The sequence below is a fragment of the Sphingopyxis sp. GC21 genome, assembly GCF_025727575.1.
Taxonomy (GTDB): domain Bacteria; phylum Pseudomonadota; class Alphaproteobacteria; order Sphingomonadales; family Sphingomonadaceae; genus Sphingopyxis; species Sphingopyxis terrae_A.
This window is the reverse complement of record NZ_CP095845.1, coordinates 3,284,590-3,300,000: the sequence shown is the minus strand read 5'-3', so window position 1 is coordinate 3,300,000 and position 15,411 is coordinate 3,284,590. Positions and strand designations below refer to the sequence as shown.

Genomic DNA, 15,411 nt, shown 5'->3' with positions numbered 1-15,411 from the left:
GCGTAAGTTGTCTGTCCTTATTGGATTGGCAGGCTTCGAAGCAGATCCAGGAAATAGCCCCACCGTATAGACCGTACCCTAAACCGACACAGGTGGGATGGTAGAGTATACCAAGGCGCTTGAGAGAAGTCTCCTGAAGGAACTCGGCAAATTGCCTCCGTACCTTCGGAAGAAGGAGGCCCCACATTTGGGCAACCATTTGTGGGGGGCACAGGCCAGGGGGTAGCGACTGTTTAGCAAAAACACAGCACTCTGCTAAGTCGGCTTCAAGACGACGTATAGGGTGTGACGCCTGCCCGGTGCCTGAAGGTTAAGTGGAGGGGTGCAAGCTCCGAAACGAAGCCCAGGTAAACGGCGGCCGTAACTATAACGGTCCTAAGGTAGCGAAATTCCTTGTCGGGTAAGTTCCGACCTGCACGAATGGCGTAACGACTTCCCCACTGTCTCCAGGAGATGCTCAGCGAAATTGAATTCTCCGTGAAGATGCGGAGTACCCGCGGTTAGACGGAAAGACCCCGTGCACCTTTACTGCAGCTTCAGAGTGGCATTAGGAAAGAACTGTGTAGCATAGGTGGGAGGCTTTGAAGCGTTGGCGCCAGCTGACGTGGAGCCATAGGTGAAATACCACCCTGTTGTTTTCTGATGTCTAACCTCGATCCATGAAACTGGATCAGGGACCCTCTGTGGCGGGTAGTTTGACTGGGGCGGTCGCCTCCTAAAGAGTAACGGAGGCGCGCGATGGTAGGCTCAGGACGGTTGGAAACCGTCTGCGAGAGTGCAATGGCATAAGCCTGCCTGACTGCGAGACTGACGAGTCGAGCAGAGACGAAAGTCGGTCATAGTGATCCGGTGGTCCCGAGTGGAAGGGCCATCGCTCAACGGATAAAAGGTACGCCGGGGATAACAGGCTGATGATTCCCAAGAGCTCATATCGACGGAATCGTTTGGCACCTCGATGTCGGCTCATCACATCCTGGGGCTGGAGCAGGTCCCAAGGGTTTGGCTGTTCGCCAATTAAAGTGGTACGTGAGCTGGGTTCAGAACGTCGTGAGACAGTTTGGTCCCTATCTGCCGTGGGCGTCGAAATTTGAGAGGAGTTGACCCTAGTACGAGAGGACCGGGTTGAACATACCTCTGGTGTACCTGTCGTGGCGCCAGCCGCGCAGCAGGGTAGCTATGTATGGACGGGATAACCGCTGAAAGCATCTAAGCGGGAAGCCTCCCTCAAGATAAGATTTCTTAGAGCCGTGGAAGACCACCACGTTGATAGATCGGATGTAGAAGTGCGGTAACGCATGGAGCTAACCGATACTAATTGCTCTATTCGCGCTTGAAGAGTCCCACCATCAACGACAATCCTGTCAGGATTGTCCGCGATAAGTGGATGATTGATCAGACAGTATTGCACGGACATCGATTGAAACCCTTTTTGACCTACGCCGGCTTCATTGCTTGGTGACCATGGCGTCAGTGACCCACCCGATCCCATCTCGAACTCGGCCGTGAAACCTGACAGCGCCGATGGTACTTTGGCTTAAGCCACGGAAGAGTAGGACGTCGCCAGGCATTGCAGCCGGCGTAAGGTCGAAAAGAAACCCATTCACAAAGTTAGAGGCCGGCAGCGATGCCGGCCTTTTGCTGTTTTTGCGGCCCCAAATGGCGCCGCGCTCTGGTTGACGCGGGATGGAGCAGCCCGGTAGCTCGTCAGGCTCATAACCTGAAGGTCGTAGGTTCAAATCCTACTCCCGCAACCAGTAACCCCTTTGATTTCCATGATAAAGTTCCCCTCGGGGGAAATCTGGAAGCACGCCTCTGCATCATCGGTTAGCACACCCTACGCAGACGGATTTAATTTCATTACAATCCGGAAGCACCACGCCGAGGCGGCGCGAGAAGCGGCCAACGACCGCCGGTCAGCGGCCGAGGTAAGCAAACCTGTCAGGTGCGTGCTGCAGCAAGAATCTGCGAATCCGCTCGCGCTCCTCCGGCGCGCATCGAGCCATCAGGGCACGAAGTTCACCATCAATCGCCTCACTAGGAGCGCCGAGTTCTTCTGCTTTTTCGTACCAGCTGTGACCAGCGGCTAGATTACCGGCCTCCATATGCAGCGCGCCCAAGAGCGTGCATGGTCGGTAGCTGCTTCGTTCCAGCGCATGCGCTTCGAATGCAAGCGCCATCGCCTCTTCGTGCCGCGCCAGATCTCGCATCGCTCCACCGCGCGTGGTTGTGAGCGCTGATCGCAGTTTCGATTCCAGATTTGGCCTTTTCAACGCAGCCGCGGTCAGATCTAGCGATCGCCTCGGTTCTCCTGCCTTCCGCCAGTGGCCGCTGGCATTCACCGCCGTCCAAGGGTCTTGGCTTCGTTCCCATTCTTCGGTGAAGGCTTTCGCTTCGGCAGTGTGCCATGCGTGACTGACCGCATCGGTCCAGCAATAATCGGCCTCGGTTCTCAGCCATGCTACGTCGCTCGGTGAGAGCCGCCGCCCGGCAGCAAGCTCCGAAAGCAGCCTCATGATGCGACGGTACTGATCGGCATCAACATTTCCGATTCCGAAACGATTCCGGAGCTCTTTGGACTCGCGCCGCCGACGAAATACAGGGTCATTTTCGCGCTCGGCAAAATATTGTTTAACTGTCGCGGCTCTGCTTTCCGCAGCCTGCGCAAGGGCCACTGCGTCGTCTGCCGCCTTTTGCTCGGCACGTTCGATCCGCTCTCTACGCTCGGCCTCGGCTTGCTCCGAAAACTCTGACCAATCCCGCTGGCTGATCACGCAAGCGCGAATAGCTTCCAGGCCCCTTTCTGCAAGAAACTGTAGCGTTGCTGCCGAGGGTGACTCGCCGGCTTCGATCTTGCAGAGAATCCCATTAAGCCGTGCGCCAACTTGCCGCGCACCTGGAAGGTCGTCGACCAGATACCGAGCGGCCAAACCGAGATTAGTATTTTGATCGATCATGCTTAAGGCCGGAGTGTGATGGTGCCGACTAACGCCACGGCTATCGAGGCCCAATATGCCTCTATGTCGTTGTGAATATCTTAATCTCAGGCTCGTCGTCGCCCACGAGCTCCGCCAAATTCCGACTGGATTCCAGAGCATCGATCGCTGCCTGGCGGTCAGCTCCGTGGAAGCTTCGGAACAATTTTCACAGCCGTTGCGCCACGGCTTCGCGGCCGACCGGCCTCGAAAAAGACAGAGGATCCAAGAGCGTCACTCAGGTCAGCGAGGCGCGTGCAGATGACGCCGACCGAAGGCCCTGTGGCAAGCTGCGGGCTACCCTTCACCCGCCGCCCCCCGTAGTCGACACCTTCGGCATCGAGTTGAACGGGGATAATCTCTGCACGGGCTACGCCGCCATCAATGACGTCAAGTTCGGCAATCACCGACTGCCACGCTTCCGGGCCATAGGCGCCGTGAGGCTTTTCGGATTGGAAGATAAAGGACGAGAGGCCGTGGAAGAGCGGCGCCCCACGGTAATATTCGATGCCCTGCAATTCAGGCACGCCGTGGGCAACGAATGTGACGGCGCCGGCATCGATCGCTCGGCGGGCGAGGTCGCGCTGCGAAGCCGGCGTATCGGACTTGCGCGGCTCCCAATAATGGCTGTGCAGATAGGCAATCACTGTCGCCCCGCTGGCTGCGGCAATGCGGATGGCGGCTAGATAACGTTCGACGTCGCTTCCGACCAGCGCTCCGTCTGCTCCGCGGCGCAGCTCGTTGACGCCCGGCCTTGTGTCGGTGGCAGCCGCACCATCGCGGATTGCACCCGCCGCCGCCGCGACAAGCGCCACCCGGGCGCGCGCCTGCAACAAGCCGGGAGCGCTCGCTGCAGCGAGGTTGCGGCCGCTTCCGGCATAGACGAGATTTCGGGTCTCCAGCGCGTCAATGGTCGACAATATCCCGCCGCTGCCCAGGTCCCAGGCGTGATTGTTCGACGTTGCGACGATATTGACCCCGATTTTCAGGAGGCAATCGATAACCGTAGGATCGGCGACGTGCAGCACCTCGCTATCGGCAGGCCGCGTCGATTCCCCTGCGAGTGGGCCGGCAATTACCGTTTCAAGATCGGTGAAAACGGCGTCGCGCCCTTTGAACAGGTGCCCGAACGCCTCGAGCTCGCTCCAGCCAAGCTTGCGCAGGTCGGTTTTGATAAGTGATTGGCCGAGCAGGCTGATCCGCAGAGGCCGCTTCCCGGCTCCGGCCAGAACCGGCAGAAGGACGACGGAAACGCCAGCGCCGATGAGGTGTCTGCGGGTAGGCGTGAGCCGGTAGGCTGATGACATGAGTACCGTTCCTCCGCTTCACTCCATACCAAGCGTGCGCAAAGCAGGGCAATGTCATGCACTTTCGGTATGAGCGCATTTGCGACCGTCATAATATTTTTTGGGGGAACAGTTGGCCCTAAGCCAGTGACCGAATCGCAATTTGGGGGGACAATATGACCATCGCATCCGCTCGTTTCATCCGGCGCCGACAGGCCGCGAGGTTTGCTGCCATCGCCGGCATCAGCCTCGCCGCGCTTGCATGGCCTGCGCTCGCTCATGCTCAAGACGCAGAGGATGAGGCGGCAACAGATGCAGCTGGCAGCGGCGAGATCATTGTCACCGGGTCGCGCATCGGGCGCAAGGATGCAGACTCGGTCGGTCCTATTCTGACATTGACGTCGGAAGACATCACCAAGTCGGGAAGTTCGTCGATCGGTGACCTGCTGCAAAAGCTGCCGTCGGCAGGTGTCAGCCTTAATTCCAACGGCACGCAGGGAACCTCCTACGGCGCCAGTTCGATCAACCTGCGCTATCTGGGCGGCGCCGAGGGCAGCGGCAACCGGGTCCTCGTGCTCGTTGACGGGCACCGCTGGGTCGATGGCGTCGGCCAGCGTGGCTTCCGTGACTTCGTCGATCTCAACACGCTGCCGCAGGGTATGATCGACGGTATTGAAATCCTGAAGGACGGTGCGTCCGCCATTTACGGCGCCGACGCAATCGCGGGGGTGGTAAATATCAAGACCGTCCAACCGTTCGACGGGCTGCGAGGATCGGTTCGCGCGGGCGTGACCAGCCACGGCGACGGCGCCGAACTCGGGGGCAAATTGACCGTCGGCAAGACATGGGACCGTGCCTCGGTCATCCTGTCGGGCAGCTATTTTCGGTCGCGCCCCATCCGTACCGACGCACGCGAGCTGACCACGCAGACGCTGGTGCCGGCCACTTCGGTTGGCACCAATCCCAACGGTCTGTTCATCCTGCCGGGCCTGTCGAACAACGCCTATTTCGGCACCGCGACCGGCTTTGCCAATTCTTCAAACCCGATCATCCTCAATAGCGGCGCGACGATCGGCGCCGGGGCGCTCGCCGACAATGCGTTTCATGTCGGCGCGCTGCCAGGCGATTATTACAACACGCAGGCGCAGGGCATCTATTCGGCGGGTCCCTCGGAACGTTACGGCTTTTACGGCCGCTTCGACTATGAGCTTTCGGACAATGTTTCGATCAAACTGGAAGGCGTTTACAACCGCCGCAAGTCGAACCAGCTCTTCTCGCCAGTCCTGCTCGATATCGGCGGCTCATCGGGAACCGTGCGCGGATTTTCGATCCCGAACAATCAGGCCTTCAATCCGTTTGGCACCGCTAACGGGGTACCGGCTGCCAACGCCATCGGCTTCGCTGCGAACAGCGCCTGGCGCATTCGCAAGGTCATGACCGACGTCGGCAACCGCAACAATCTGCAGGACGTTGAAACGATCCGGGTGTCGGCAGGTCTCGACGGCAGTTTCATGATCGGCGACGGCGAATGGCGCTGGGACGTCTTCGGATCCTATTCGAAAAATGCCATCCACACGACCGCCGAGAACGGAATCAACTACGACAATCTGTTCTTGGGCCTCGGCTCGCCCGCGACCTGCGCAGCGAATGCCGGCTGCGTGCCGATCAACCTGTTCGCACCGATGACGGACGCACAGGCGGCCTATATCCGCTTCACGACGCGCGAATATAACCGCACCGAGCTCTACAATGCCGCATTCAACGTGACGGGCAATGTGTTCGACCTGCCCGCCGGACCGGTGGCGCTAGCGGTGGGGTACGAATATCGTCAGAACCGCGGCTTCGATGCGCCCGATCCGGTGGTCAACGCACCCTCGCTCTACCTCGCCTCCCAATATGCGAAGACGACCGGGCAAACCCGGACCGCGACCGTTGGCAGCTACGACCTCCATGAAGCCTATGCCGAACTCAATGTTCCGGTTTTCCGCAACCAGCCATTTGCCGAGAGCCTCGAGCTCAGCCTCGCCGGGCGCTATTCGGATTACTCGACGGTCGGCAACAAGGTTACCTTGAAGGCAGGCGTCGGCTACCGTCCTATCGAGGACATATTGTTCCGCGGCACTTACTCGCAGGGCTTTCGCGCGCCTTCGATCCTCGAACTATATCAGGGTGCCCGCCAGACAAGCTTCCAGGGGACAGACCCGTGCAACGGCGGCGCATCTGCGAACCCCGGCCTGCCAGGCTGCGCCGGCGTGCCGACCGGATATAACCAGGCCAATTACAACCTCAATGGCCTGATCCCGGGCGTCATCAGCGGCAACCCCGGCCTCAAGCCGGAAACAGCCGACACGTTCAGCGCAGGCATCGCTATCTCGCCGCGCGCGGTGCGCGGCCTGTCGCTGACCGTCGATTACTACAAGATCAAGATCAAGGACGCGATCGCCTCGCAGTCGGCGACCCAGATCCTTCAGCTTTGCGCCGTTCGCGGTGGAATATTCTGCGACCTCGTCAGCCGCGACAGCGGGACCGGCGCGATCCTCGAACTGCTGCAGGGCGCCCAGAACCTCAACTCGATCACCACCGATGGGGTCGACGCCACGCTGCGCTATGATTTCAGCACCAGCATCGGCCGCATCTCGGCGGTCGTCGATGCGTCCTATCTCCATTCGTTCAAGACCACCGCGCCCAACCCCGCGGGAGGCGACCCCATCGTCGACGAGCGCGCCGGCCGCGGCGATGCTCCGCGATCAACTTATCCGCACTGGAAGGGGCAGGCGTCGCTCGGCTGGACCGGCGACACGGTGGATGCGACCTTGCGCGCGCGCTACATTGGCCCGACGAGCGATGTGGTCAACGCGGTCAAGGACGACCGGACCCGGTCGATCATCTACACCGACGTCGAACTCGGCTTCAACATCGGCGACGATACGGCGCGCTTCGCGATCGGCGTGAACAATCTGTTCGACAAGGCGCCGCCTGCTTCTTACGCCAATGCGCCCATCAACTACGACATCTACACCTATGACGCGCGTGGCCGCTTCCTCTACGCCAGCTTCTCGGTGAAGATGTAAACCGATGCGCCGCGCCGGAACCGGCGCGGCCATCACGGAATCAGCGATGCGGGGCGGTTCGACGATGTCAGGCAAGACGCAAAAGTGGCTCGACCGGGTCGAGCGCTGGGGCAATGCCCTGCCCGACCCGGTCTTCATCTTCCTTGGTCTGATCGCGCTGCTGGTCGCCGTATCGGCGGCTGCGGCAAGCTGGGGCTGGAGCGCGGTCAATCCGGTGAATGGCGAAATACTGGTCACCAAAAGTCTGCTTTCGGCGGAAAATATCGGCAAGCTGCTGACCGCCATGCCCGACACCATGGCCAGCTTTCCTCCCTTGGGGCTGATCCTTGTCGTCATGCTGGGGGCCGCCGTCGCCGAGCGATCGGGACTGTTCACCGCCCTGATGACGCGCGCGATGCGCGGCGTGCCAAGCCGCTTTCTCAGCCCGGCGATTTTTCTGATCGGCCTGTTGTCGCATCAGGCCGCCGATGCCGCCTATGTCGTATTGATTCCGCTATCGGCGATCATCTTTGCCGCCGCCGGGCGGCATCCGCTGGCGGGCATTGCGATCGCCTATGCCGGGATATCGGGCGCTTTCGCCGCCAACCTGGTGCCAGGTCAGTTTGACGTTCTGATGCTCGGGATCACGAAAACGGCGACCGCGCTGCTCGTCCCCGATCATATGCTCAACCCGCTCGGCAATTGGTATTTCACCGCCGCGCTCGGATTGCTGCTCGTGCCGATCACCTGGTTCGTCAACGACCGGATCGTCGAGCCCCGGCTCGGTGTGTGGCGCGATCCGCCGCCCGAGGGTGAGATCGACGATCATGCCGATCCCGTGTTGCAGCGCCGCGGCCTGCGCCGCGCGGGCTTCGCTGCTTTCGCGGTGATTGCCCTATTCGCAGCCTTCCTCTTCTGGCCCGGCTATACGCCGCTGGTCGATGCAGGGGCATTGGGGCCGGCCCGGTTCGAACCATTTTACGCCTCGCTCGTGGCAGGCTTCATGCTGCTCTTCCTCGTCAGCGGCTGGGCTTACGGCGCCGCGGTCGGCACCGTCACCTCGCACCGCGACGTGGTCAAGATGATGACCGACGGCCTTGCGACCATGACTCCGTTTCTCGTCATCGCATTCTTCGCCGCGCATTTCATCGCGATGTTCGCCTGGTCGAACCTTGGTCCGGTGCTCGCGATCAACGGCGCCGACTGGCTGCGCGCCCAGCATCTTGCGACCCCGGTGATGCTGATTCTACTGCTGCTAATGTCGTCGATTTTCGATCTCGTCATCGGTTCGGCCTCGGCGAAATGGAGCGCGATGGCGCCGATTGTCGTCCCGATGCTGATGCTGCTCGGCGTCTCGCCGGAAATGACCACGGCCGCCTACCGGATGGGCGATTCGATCTTCAACATCGTGACACCCGTTGCATCGAACTTCGTCCTCGTCCTCGTCCTTGCACAGCGCTGGCGCCGCGATTTCGGGGTCGGGTCGCTAATCGCGCTGATGCTGCCCTTCTCGATGGCAATTGGACTGACCGGACTTTGCCTTGTCGGATTCTGGACCGGGCTCGAACTGCCGGTCGGCCCCGGTGCACCGGCAACCTATATGATGCCTGCGCGGTGACCGCGGCCATGACCGCCCAGGTGATCGCCAACGTCATGGTGCCGATGCGCGATGGCGTGCATCTCGCGACCGACATCTATCTACCCGCAGGCGCCAAAGACAAGGCCGTGCCGGTGCTGCTCGAACGCACGCCCTATGACAAGTCTGGCACGAACCACGCCGATTTCTCGGTCGCCGATCCGGTGCCGCGGTCGAAGCCCGTGATTGCCGCCGATTTCGCAGCGCACGGATACGCCTTCGTGTTGCAGGATTGCCGCGGGCGCTATGGCTCGCAGGGCGTGTTCCGCAAATATATGTCGGAGGCGGAGGACGGCGCCGACACGATCGCCTGGATCATGCAGCAGCCGTGGTGCAACGGCCGGATCGGCACGCTCGGCCTGTCCTATGGCGCGCATGTGCAGGCCGCACTCGCGACGCTCGATCCGCCGGGCCTCGCGGCGATGTTCCTCGATTCGGGCGGATTTTCGAGCGCCTACCACAGCGGCATCCGACAAGGGGGCGCCTATGAACTCAAGCAACTGACCTGGGCGCTCAAGCATGCGCTGCTTGCGCCGGAAACGCTGGCTGATCCCGCGCGGCGCGCGGCGCTCGAGGCATCCGACATTCGCGAATGGATCGGCGTCGAGAAATGGCGCCCCGGCCACTCGCCGATCGCGGCGGCGCCGGAATATGAGGATTTCGTCCTCGAACAATGGGACGAGGATCGTTTCACCGACTTCTGGAAACAGCGGGGCCTTTATGCGCGCGGCTGGTACGAGGACTTCGCCGACGTGCCCATGGTGCACATGTCGAGTTGGTATGATCCTTACGCGCTGACCGCTGTGGAGAATTTCGTCGCTCTGTCGAAGCTCAAGCGCGGCCCCGTAAAGTTGATTCTCGGGCCGTGGACGCATGGGAAGCGCTCGCTTACCTATTCGGGGGATGCCGACTTTGGGCCGCAGTCGACCCTCGACCATCTGTTTGGTGATTATGGCGCGCTGCGAAAGGCGTGGTTCGACCGTCATATGAAGGCTAGCGCTATCGACCCGCTGCCCGAACCGGTTTACTTCTTCATAATGGGCGGCGGCACCGGCCGGCGCCTCCCGAGCGGGCGGCTCGACCATGGGGGACGTTGGAGCACCGCCGCTTCCTGGCCGCTGCCGACGATGCGCCTGACGCCATTCTATTTGCATCCCGACGCCGCGCTGCGCGAAGCGGCACCAGCCGGTTCCCACACGTCGAGCTTCATTCACGACCCCTATCATCCGGTGCCGACAATCGGCGGCGCGATCGCATCGGGAGCCCCGGTGATGGAAGCAGGGGGATTCGACCAACGCGAAGGACCCGATTTCTTCGGCGCGCGCGAACCCTGGTCCCCGCTTGCCGATCGGACGGATGTGCTGGTGTTTGAAACCGATCCGCTGGGTAGCGACGTCGAACTGACCGGTCAGGCGGTTGCCGAACTCTTCGTAAGCTCGACAGCCCTCGATACCGACGTCATGATCAAAATTGTTGATGTTTATCCGGTGAGCGCCGACTATCCGGAGGGCTATGCGCTCAATATCGCGCATGGCCTGTTGAGAATGCGCTTCCGAGACTCCTTTGAAGTGCCAGAAGTGATGGAGCCCGGAAAGGTTTATCGCGTGCTGATCGCCTCGTTCCCGATGAGCAATTGTTTCGCGGTCGGGCATCGCATCCGTATCGAGATCGCGGGGAGCAATTTTCCCCATTTCGACATCAACCCGGGCACCGACTGGCGCGTCGAAGGACTTGCCCCCATCGTGGCAGTTAATAGCGTCCATGTGGGCGGCGACTGTGCCTCGCGCATACTGCTGCCTGTCGTCGTAGCCGGTACCGATTGACGATGCGAAAGCCGCTCGCACCCGCCGGCGTCGAGCCCGACAAGGATGTCAGCTTCCGCGCGCTGCGCGTTTTTGCCGAGATAATGCGCACCGGATCGGCGACCGCCGCTGGCAAGCAATTGTCCCTGTCCCAGCCCGCGGTCAGCCGCCTGATAGCGCAGCTTGAAGCCCAGGTTGGCTTCGATCTCTTCTATCGCGATCGCGGTAAGCTGGTACCGACCGCCGATGGCACCAAGCTGATCCAGGAAGTCGAGCTTTCGCTCTCAAGCCTCGACCGATTCAACAGTCTGGTGCGTGACATTGCGGGCTATTCGGCGGGTACCGTCCGGATTGTCGCGCCGCCGAGCTTTGCCGAAGGCGTGCTGCCCGACATCGTCTCCCGCTTTCGGGAGCGCTTTCCGGGCGTCGAGTTCAGCATCGATTCGCGCAGCGTCGAAACCGCGCGGACGATGATCGCGATGCGTTATGTTGATTGCGGTTTCGTCAAGCTGCCGACCGACGAAAGCGATCTAGCGATCGAGCAGATAGTTTCGAGCGGATCGGTTTGCGTGATGCGCGGCGATCATCCGCTTGCCGGACGCGGCGAAATCACGCCGTCCGACATCGGCCGGCATCCTTTAATTCTGCTCGGCGCGGGGCGCCACTGGCGCACGCAGGTCGATGCCGCGTTCGCCGCCTTTGGCCTCCGCCCTACAGTGGCGATCGAAACGCACACGCACGGTTCAGCCTGCGCGCTTGCCGCACGCGGGAACGGGATGGCGATACTGAACGAATTGCTCGTTAAGCCCTATCTTCACCATCCGCTGGTCGCCCGACCCTTTGATCCGCCAATCGAGCATGAATATGCCTTTGCCGTGTCGAACGTGTCGCGGCCTTCGCGGCTGACGCTGGAATTTCAGAAGGAGGTGCGGGCCTATTTTGCGGCAAGGATGTTGTGAGTGGCACTCTTGGCCTGAGACGGCGGCGGGTACGCGGGGCATGGAGGCGCTTGTTCTTTCGCTCCAGCGCATGGGCTTCGAATGCAATCGCCATCGCCTCTTCGTGCCGCGCCAGATCGCGAATCGCTCCACCGCGCGTGGTTGTGAGCGCCGATCGAAGTGTCGATTCCAGGTCAGACCTGTTCAGCGCGGCCGCGGTCAGATCTAGCGCTCGCCTCAGTTCTCAGCCAACCTAGATCGCTGGGTGAGAGCCGCCGCCCGGCAGCACGGTGCGGTCGTCTCGCGGGGCCTATTGCAGCGCAAACGGGTCGGCAGATATTTCCGTCGCAGCCGGGGGGACCTTAGCGAACCGCAGCGAACCGCTTCCGTCTAGCTTGGGGAACTGCGACCGCGTTCGACGGACCGCAAAGCGACTATGCAGACTTCGAACAGAATCTTTAATGATGTTCATACTGTTTGAGCGCAGTCGCGCGATCATAGGGGGTCAATTCGTCGATGCGATGCTGTTCTATTTTCTCCAGCCAGTTGGGGTCGGCGAGGAGGACGCGACCGAGCGCGACGAGGTCGAATTCACCGCGTTCGAACATCGCAACCAGATCTTTCAAACGCCCCAGCATCGGCGAGGAAATCCCTTCGACGAAATCCTGCATCAGGTCGCGGTCCATGCCGATCGACCCCACGGTGATTGTCTGTCGTCAGAACATTTGGCGCAGATCGCGGCGTTGATTAGCGGAGCGCGGGCCTCGTCCTGGGGTTGATATTAAGCGGCGAGCTTGCGGTGCTGCAAGCGTCGGTGTTCGATGGTCTTCCGTTTGATCCTTTCGCGCTGTTGGATGATGGCGTCTGCCCTGCCGAAGTAGGTGTCGGCGGGCGTCACATTGCCGAGGCTTTCGTGATATCGGCGGTGATTATAGTGGTCGATGAAGGCCTCGATCCGGGTCTCCAGATCGCCGGGCAGGAAGTAATTTTCCAGCAGGATCCGGTTCTTGAGGGTCTGGCGCCAGCGCTCGATCTTGCCTTGGGTCTGGGGATGCATCGGGGCGCCGCGGACATGGCTCATACCGTTGGCACCGATCCATTGGGCCAGCTCCTCGGCGATGTAGCTCGTGCCCATAGCACATTGGGAAGCAGCCTTTCGAAGGGCCGCGATGCCTTGATGGAGACAAGGGCGCGTAGCGCCCGCCGGCTTCATCAAGGCAGTCATGACCTGCCAGCAGGTCTCTAAAGAGAAGTTGTCGACACAACCCTTTGGAGGCTGACCGATCATGACCAAGCTGTATTCTACGCCACCCGACGCCGTCCTGGTAGCCATCGATATGTCGAAGCACCGCCAGGAGGTTCTCCTCGAACGACCGGAGGGCGGCCGCCGACGCCGTATGACCGTCATGGCAACGAAGGCGGACTATGACCGGCTGGCGGACGATCTGACGACCATCGGTAGGCCCGTGATCGTCGGCTTTGAAGCAACCGGCAACTATCACCGCACGTTGGCGCATCGATTGCTGTCCGCCGGGTGCGAACTGCGCCTGATTTCGTCGGTCGCCTTGGCCCGGACACGCGAAGCGCTGCACAATGGCTGGGACAAGAATGATTCCAAGGACGCGCAAGTCATCCTGCACATGCTGAAGATCGGCGCGACCCAGCGCTATGTCGATCCGCTGGCGGCAGGGATCAACGATCTGCAGGAGATGTCGAAGACGCATGAAGCCATATCGAAGGCGAAGACCCAGACCTGGCATCGGATTCTCACGCATTATCTGCCACTGTATTTTCCGGAGATCGAGCGTTTCGCCGGCAACAGCCGGTCCGACTGGTTCCTGGCGTTGATCGAACGCTTCCCGACGCCGGGCAGCATCACCTCGATCGGACGCGAGGCGTTCACCGAACAGGCCTGGCCGCTGATCGGTCGCAAGGTCTCCAAGGCCCGGGTGGTCAACGATATTTACGAGACCGCCTGTGCATCGATCGCGCTGCCGATCGACGAAGATTCCACGGCGGTCGCCATGTTCCGCATGGTCATCGCCCAGGCACGCACCCTGATTCAGCAGCGTAACGAGATCGAGCGGATCGCCGATGACGCGCTGGCGACGAACAGCGATTATCAGCTCCTGCGCATGATCCCCGGTATCGGTCCGATCAACGCCCTGACGATCCTGGCCGAGGCCGGCGATCTGCGCCGGTTCAGCCACCATCGCCAGTTCCTCAAGTTCTGCGGCCTCGACCTCGCTACCTGTCTGTCGTCAGAACATTTGGCGCAGATCGCGGCGTTGATTAGCGGAGCGCGGGCCTCGTCCTGGGGTTGATATTAAGCGGCGAGCTTGCGGTGCTGCAAGCGTCGGTGTTCGATGGTCTTCCGTTTGATCCTTTCGCGCTGTTGGATGATGGCGTCTGCCCTGCCGAAGTAGGTGTCGGCGGGCGTCACATTGCCGAGGCTTTCGTGATATCGGCGGTGATTATAGTGGTCGATGAAGGCCTCGATCCGGGTCTCCAGATCGCCGGGCAGGAAGTAATTTTCCAGCAGGATCCGGTTCTTGAGGGTCTGGTGCCAGCGCTCGATCTTGCCTTGGGTCTGGGGATGCATCGGGGCGCCGCGGACATGGCTCATACCGTTGGCACCGATCCATTGGGCCAGCTCCTCGGCGATGTAGCTCGGACCATTATCGCTGAGCAGCCTGGGCTTTTGCACGACCCTGGCTGACGAACAGCCCGAGGCTTCAAGCGCCAGTTCCAGCGTGTCGGTGACGTCCCCGGCGCGCATGGTGGTGCAAAGCTTCCAGGCGATGACATAGCGGGAGAAGTCGTCGAGCACGGTCGACAGATACACCCAGCCCCAACCGATGATTTTGAAGTAGGTGAAGTCGGTCTGCCACATCTCGTTCGGCCGCGTCGTCTTGGTGTGGAACGCATCGGCCGCCTTGATCACGATGAAGGCCGGGCTGGTGATCAGGTCATGGGCTTTCAGAAGCCGGTAAACCGTCGATTCCGACACGAAGTAGCGCTTCTCGTCGGTAAAGCGCACAGCCAACTCGCGGGGCGATAGCTCGGACTCGTCCAGCGCCATCTCGACGATCTGCTGCTGGATATCGTTGCCGATGCGATTCCACACCCGGCTCGGCGCCGATGGCCGATCCTCTAGCGCCTCCGGCCCGCCTTCGAGGTAGCGGTCATACCATCGATAGAAGGTCCGGCGGGGGATGCCGAGCTGGTCCAGCGTCCGCTTGGCGGGCAGATGCGACTGCTCGACGATCCTGATGATCTCGAGCTTCTCAGATGCGGGATACCTCATTCTTCGTCGCCCCCATCCGCGATCATGCTTTTTTTGAGCAGACGGTTTTCCAGCGTCAGGTCGGCCACGCATTCCTTCAGGGCACGGGTTTCGCGGCGCAGATCGTGCACCTCGCCGGTGGTCGCAGCTCGGGCGGTATCGCCGGCCAGACGACGCTTGCCCGCTTCCATAAACTCCTTCGACCAGGTGTAATACAGGCTCTGGGCGATGCCTTCCTTGCGGCACAGCTCGGCGATGCTGTCTTCGCCGCGCAGCCCCTCCAGCACGATCCTGATTTTGTCCTCTGCAGAGAAGTGCCGGCGCGTCGCACGCCGTATGTCCTTCACCACCCGCTCAGCTGGGGCCTTCGGCGCCGATTTTTTCAAGGAGGATTTGGGCTTCATCTTCGTTCCTTCGTCACTACGACGAAGCCCAAATCCT

The 15,411-nt window shown here is 61.1% G+C and carries 8 protein-coding genes, 1 tRNA gene, 2 rRNA genes and 2 pseudogenes (1 of these 13 only partly in view); 8 read left to right on the top strand and 5 right to left on the bottom strand.

Annotation, left to right across the window (positions count from 1 at the left end; genetic code table 11):
* The 3 genes from MU856_RS15890 to MU856_RS15880 all read left to right on the top strand — a co-directional run.
* Positions 1 to 1,335: ribosomal RNA gene (locus MU856_RS15890) — 23S ribosomal RNA — on the top strand (it extends 1,457 nt beyond the left edge of the window).
* A gap of 116 nt (positions 1,336 to 1,451) precedes the next feature.
* Positions 1,452 to 1,566 (top strand): 5S ribosomal RNA (gene rrf, locus MU856_RS15885).
* Positions 1,567 to 1,677: 111 nt separating this feature from the next.
* Positions 1,678 to 1,754, top strand: a tRNA-Met gene (locus tag MU856_RS15880).
* Positions 1,755 to 1,913: 159 nt separating this feature from the next.
* Here the strand turns inward: MU856_RS15880 and MU856_RS15875 are convergent.
* The gene (locus tag MU856_RS15875; protein WP_202988438.1) at positions 1,914 to 2,954 is read right to left on the bottom strand and encodes a hypothetical protein; all 1,041 of its coding nucleotides are present in this window, start codon (positions 2,952 to 2,954) and stop codon (positions 1,914 to 1,916) included.
* A gap of 158 nt (positions 2,955 to 3,112) precedes the next feature.
* On the bottom strand, positions 3,113 to 4,279 hold the full coding sequence (locus MU856_RS15870; RefSeq protein ID WP_062901469.1) for a CapA family protein: 1,167 nt from the start codon (positions 4,277 to 4,279) through the stop codon (positions 3,113 to 3,115).
* A gap of 155 nt (positions 4,280 to 4,434) precedes the next feature.
* On the opposite strand from MU856_RS15870, the gene MU856_RS15865 reads away from it, so the two are divergent.
* Genes MU856_RS15865 through MU856_RS15850 form a run of 4 tightly spaced genes read left to right on the top strand, consistent with a single transcriptional unit; the run spans position 4,435 to position 11,705 of the window.
* Entirely contained in the window at positions 4,435 to 7,329 is a 2,895-nt protein-coding gene (locus tag MU856_RS15865) for a TonB-dependent receptor (RefSeq protein WP_263587906.1), read from the top strand.
* A gap of 46 nt (positions 7,330 to 7,375) precedes the next feature.
* A complete protein-coding gene (locus MU856_RS15860; protein ID WP_082820039.1) occupies positions 7,376 to 8,926 on the top strand; it encodes an AbgT family transporter in 1,551 nt (516 codons plus the stop codon).
* A complete protein-coding gene (locus tag MU856_RS15855; RefSeq protein ID WP_263587905.1) occupies positions 8,923 to 10,767 on the top strand; it encodes a CocE/NonD family hydrolase in 1,845 nt (614 codons plus the stop codon). The genes MU856_RS15860 and MU856_RS15855 overlap by 4 nt, the downstream gene beginning before the upstream one ends.
* Before the next feature lie 2 nt (positions 10,768 to 10,769).
* The gene (locus MU856_RS15850) at positions 10,770 to 11,705 is read left to right on the top strand and encodes a LysR family transcriptional regulator (RefSeq protein ID WP_062901470.1); all 936 of its coding nucleotides are present in this window, start codon (positions 10,770 to 10,772) and stop codon (positions 11,703 to 11,705) included.
* Positions 11,706 to 12,142: 437 nt separating this feature from the next.
* On the opposite strand, the gene MU856_RS15845 is transcribed toward MU856_RS15850, so the two are convergent.
* The gene (locus MU856_RS15845; protein WP_062901471.1) at positions 12,143 to 12,385 is read right to left on the bottom strand and encodes a hypothetical protein; all 243 of its coding nucleotides are present in this window, start codon (positions 12,383 to 12,385) and stop codon (positions 12,143 to 12,145) included.
* 80 nt (positions 12,386 to 12,465) lie between these two features.
* Positions 12,466 to 12,816: pseudogene (locus tag MU856_RS15840) on the bottom strand (integrase core domain-containing protein); the annotation flags it as partial.
* 154 nt (positions 12,817 to 12,970) lie between these two features.
* Here MU856_RS15840 and MU856_RS15835 point away from each other — a divergent pair.
* Positions 12,971 to 13,936 (top strand): annotated as a pseudogene (locus tag MU856_RS15835) (IS110 family transposase); the annotation flags it as partial.
* 74 nt (positions 13,937 to 14,010) lie between these two features.
* On the opposite strand, the gene MU856_RS15830 reads toward MU856_RS15835, so the two are convergent.
* Positions 14,011 to 15,374, bottom strand: a protein-coding gene (locus MU856_RS15830; protein WP_409372266.1) for an IS3 family transposase whose coding sequence is annotated in 2 segments (ribosomal slippage) — positions 14,011 to 15,024 and positions 15,027 to 15,374 — 1,362 coding nt in all. Because the reading frame shifts where the segments join, the coding sequence is not laid out codon by codon here.
* Between the last annotated feature and the right edge of the window lie 37 nt (positions 15,375 to 15,411).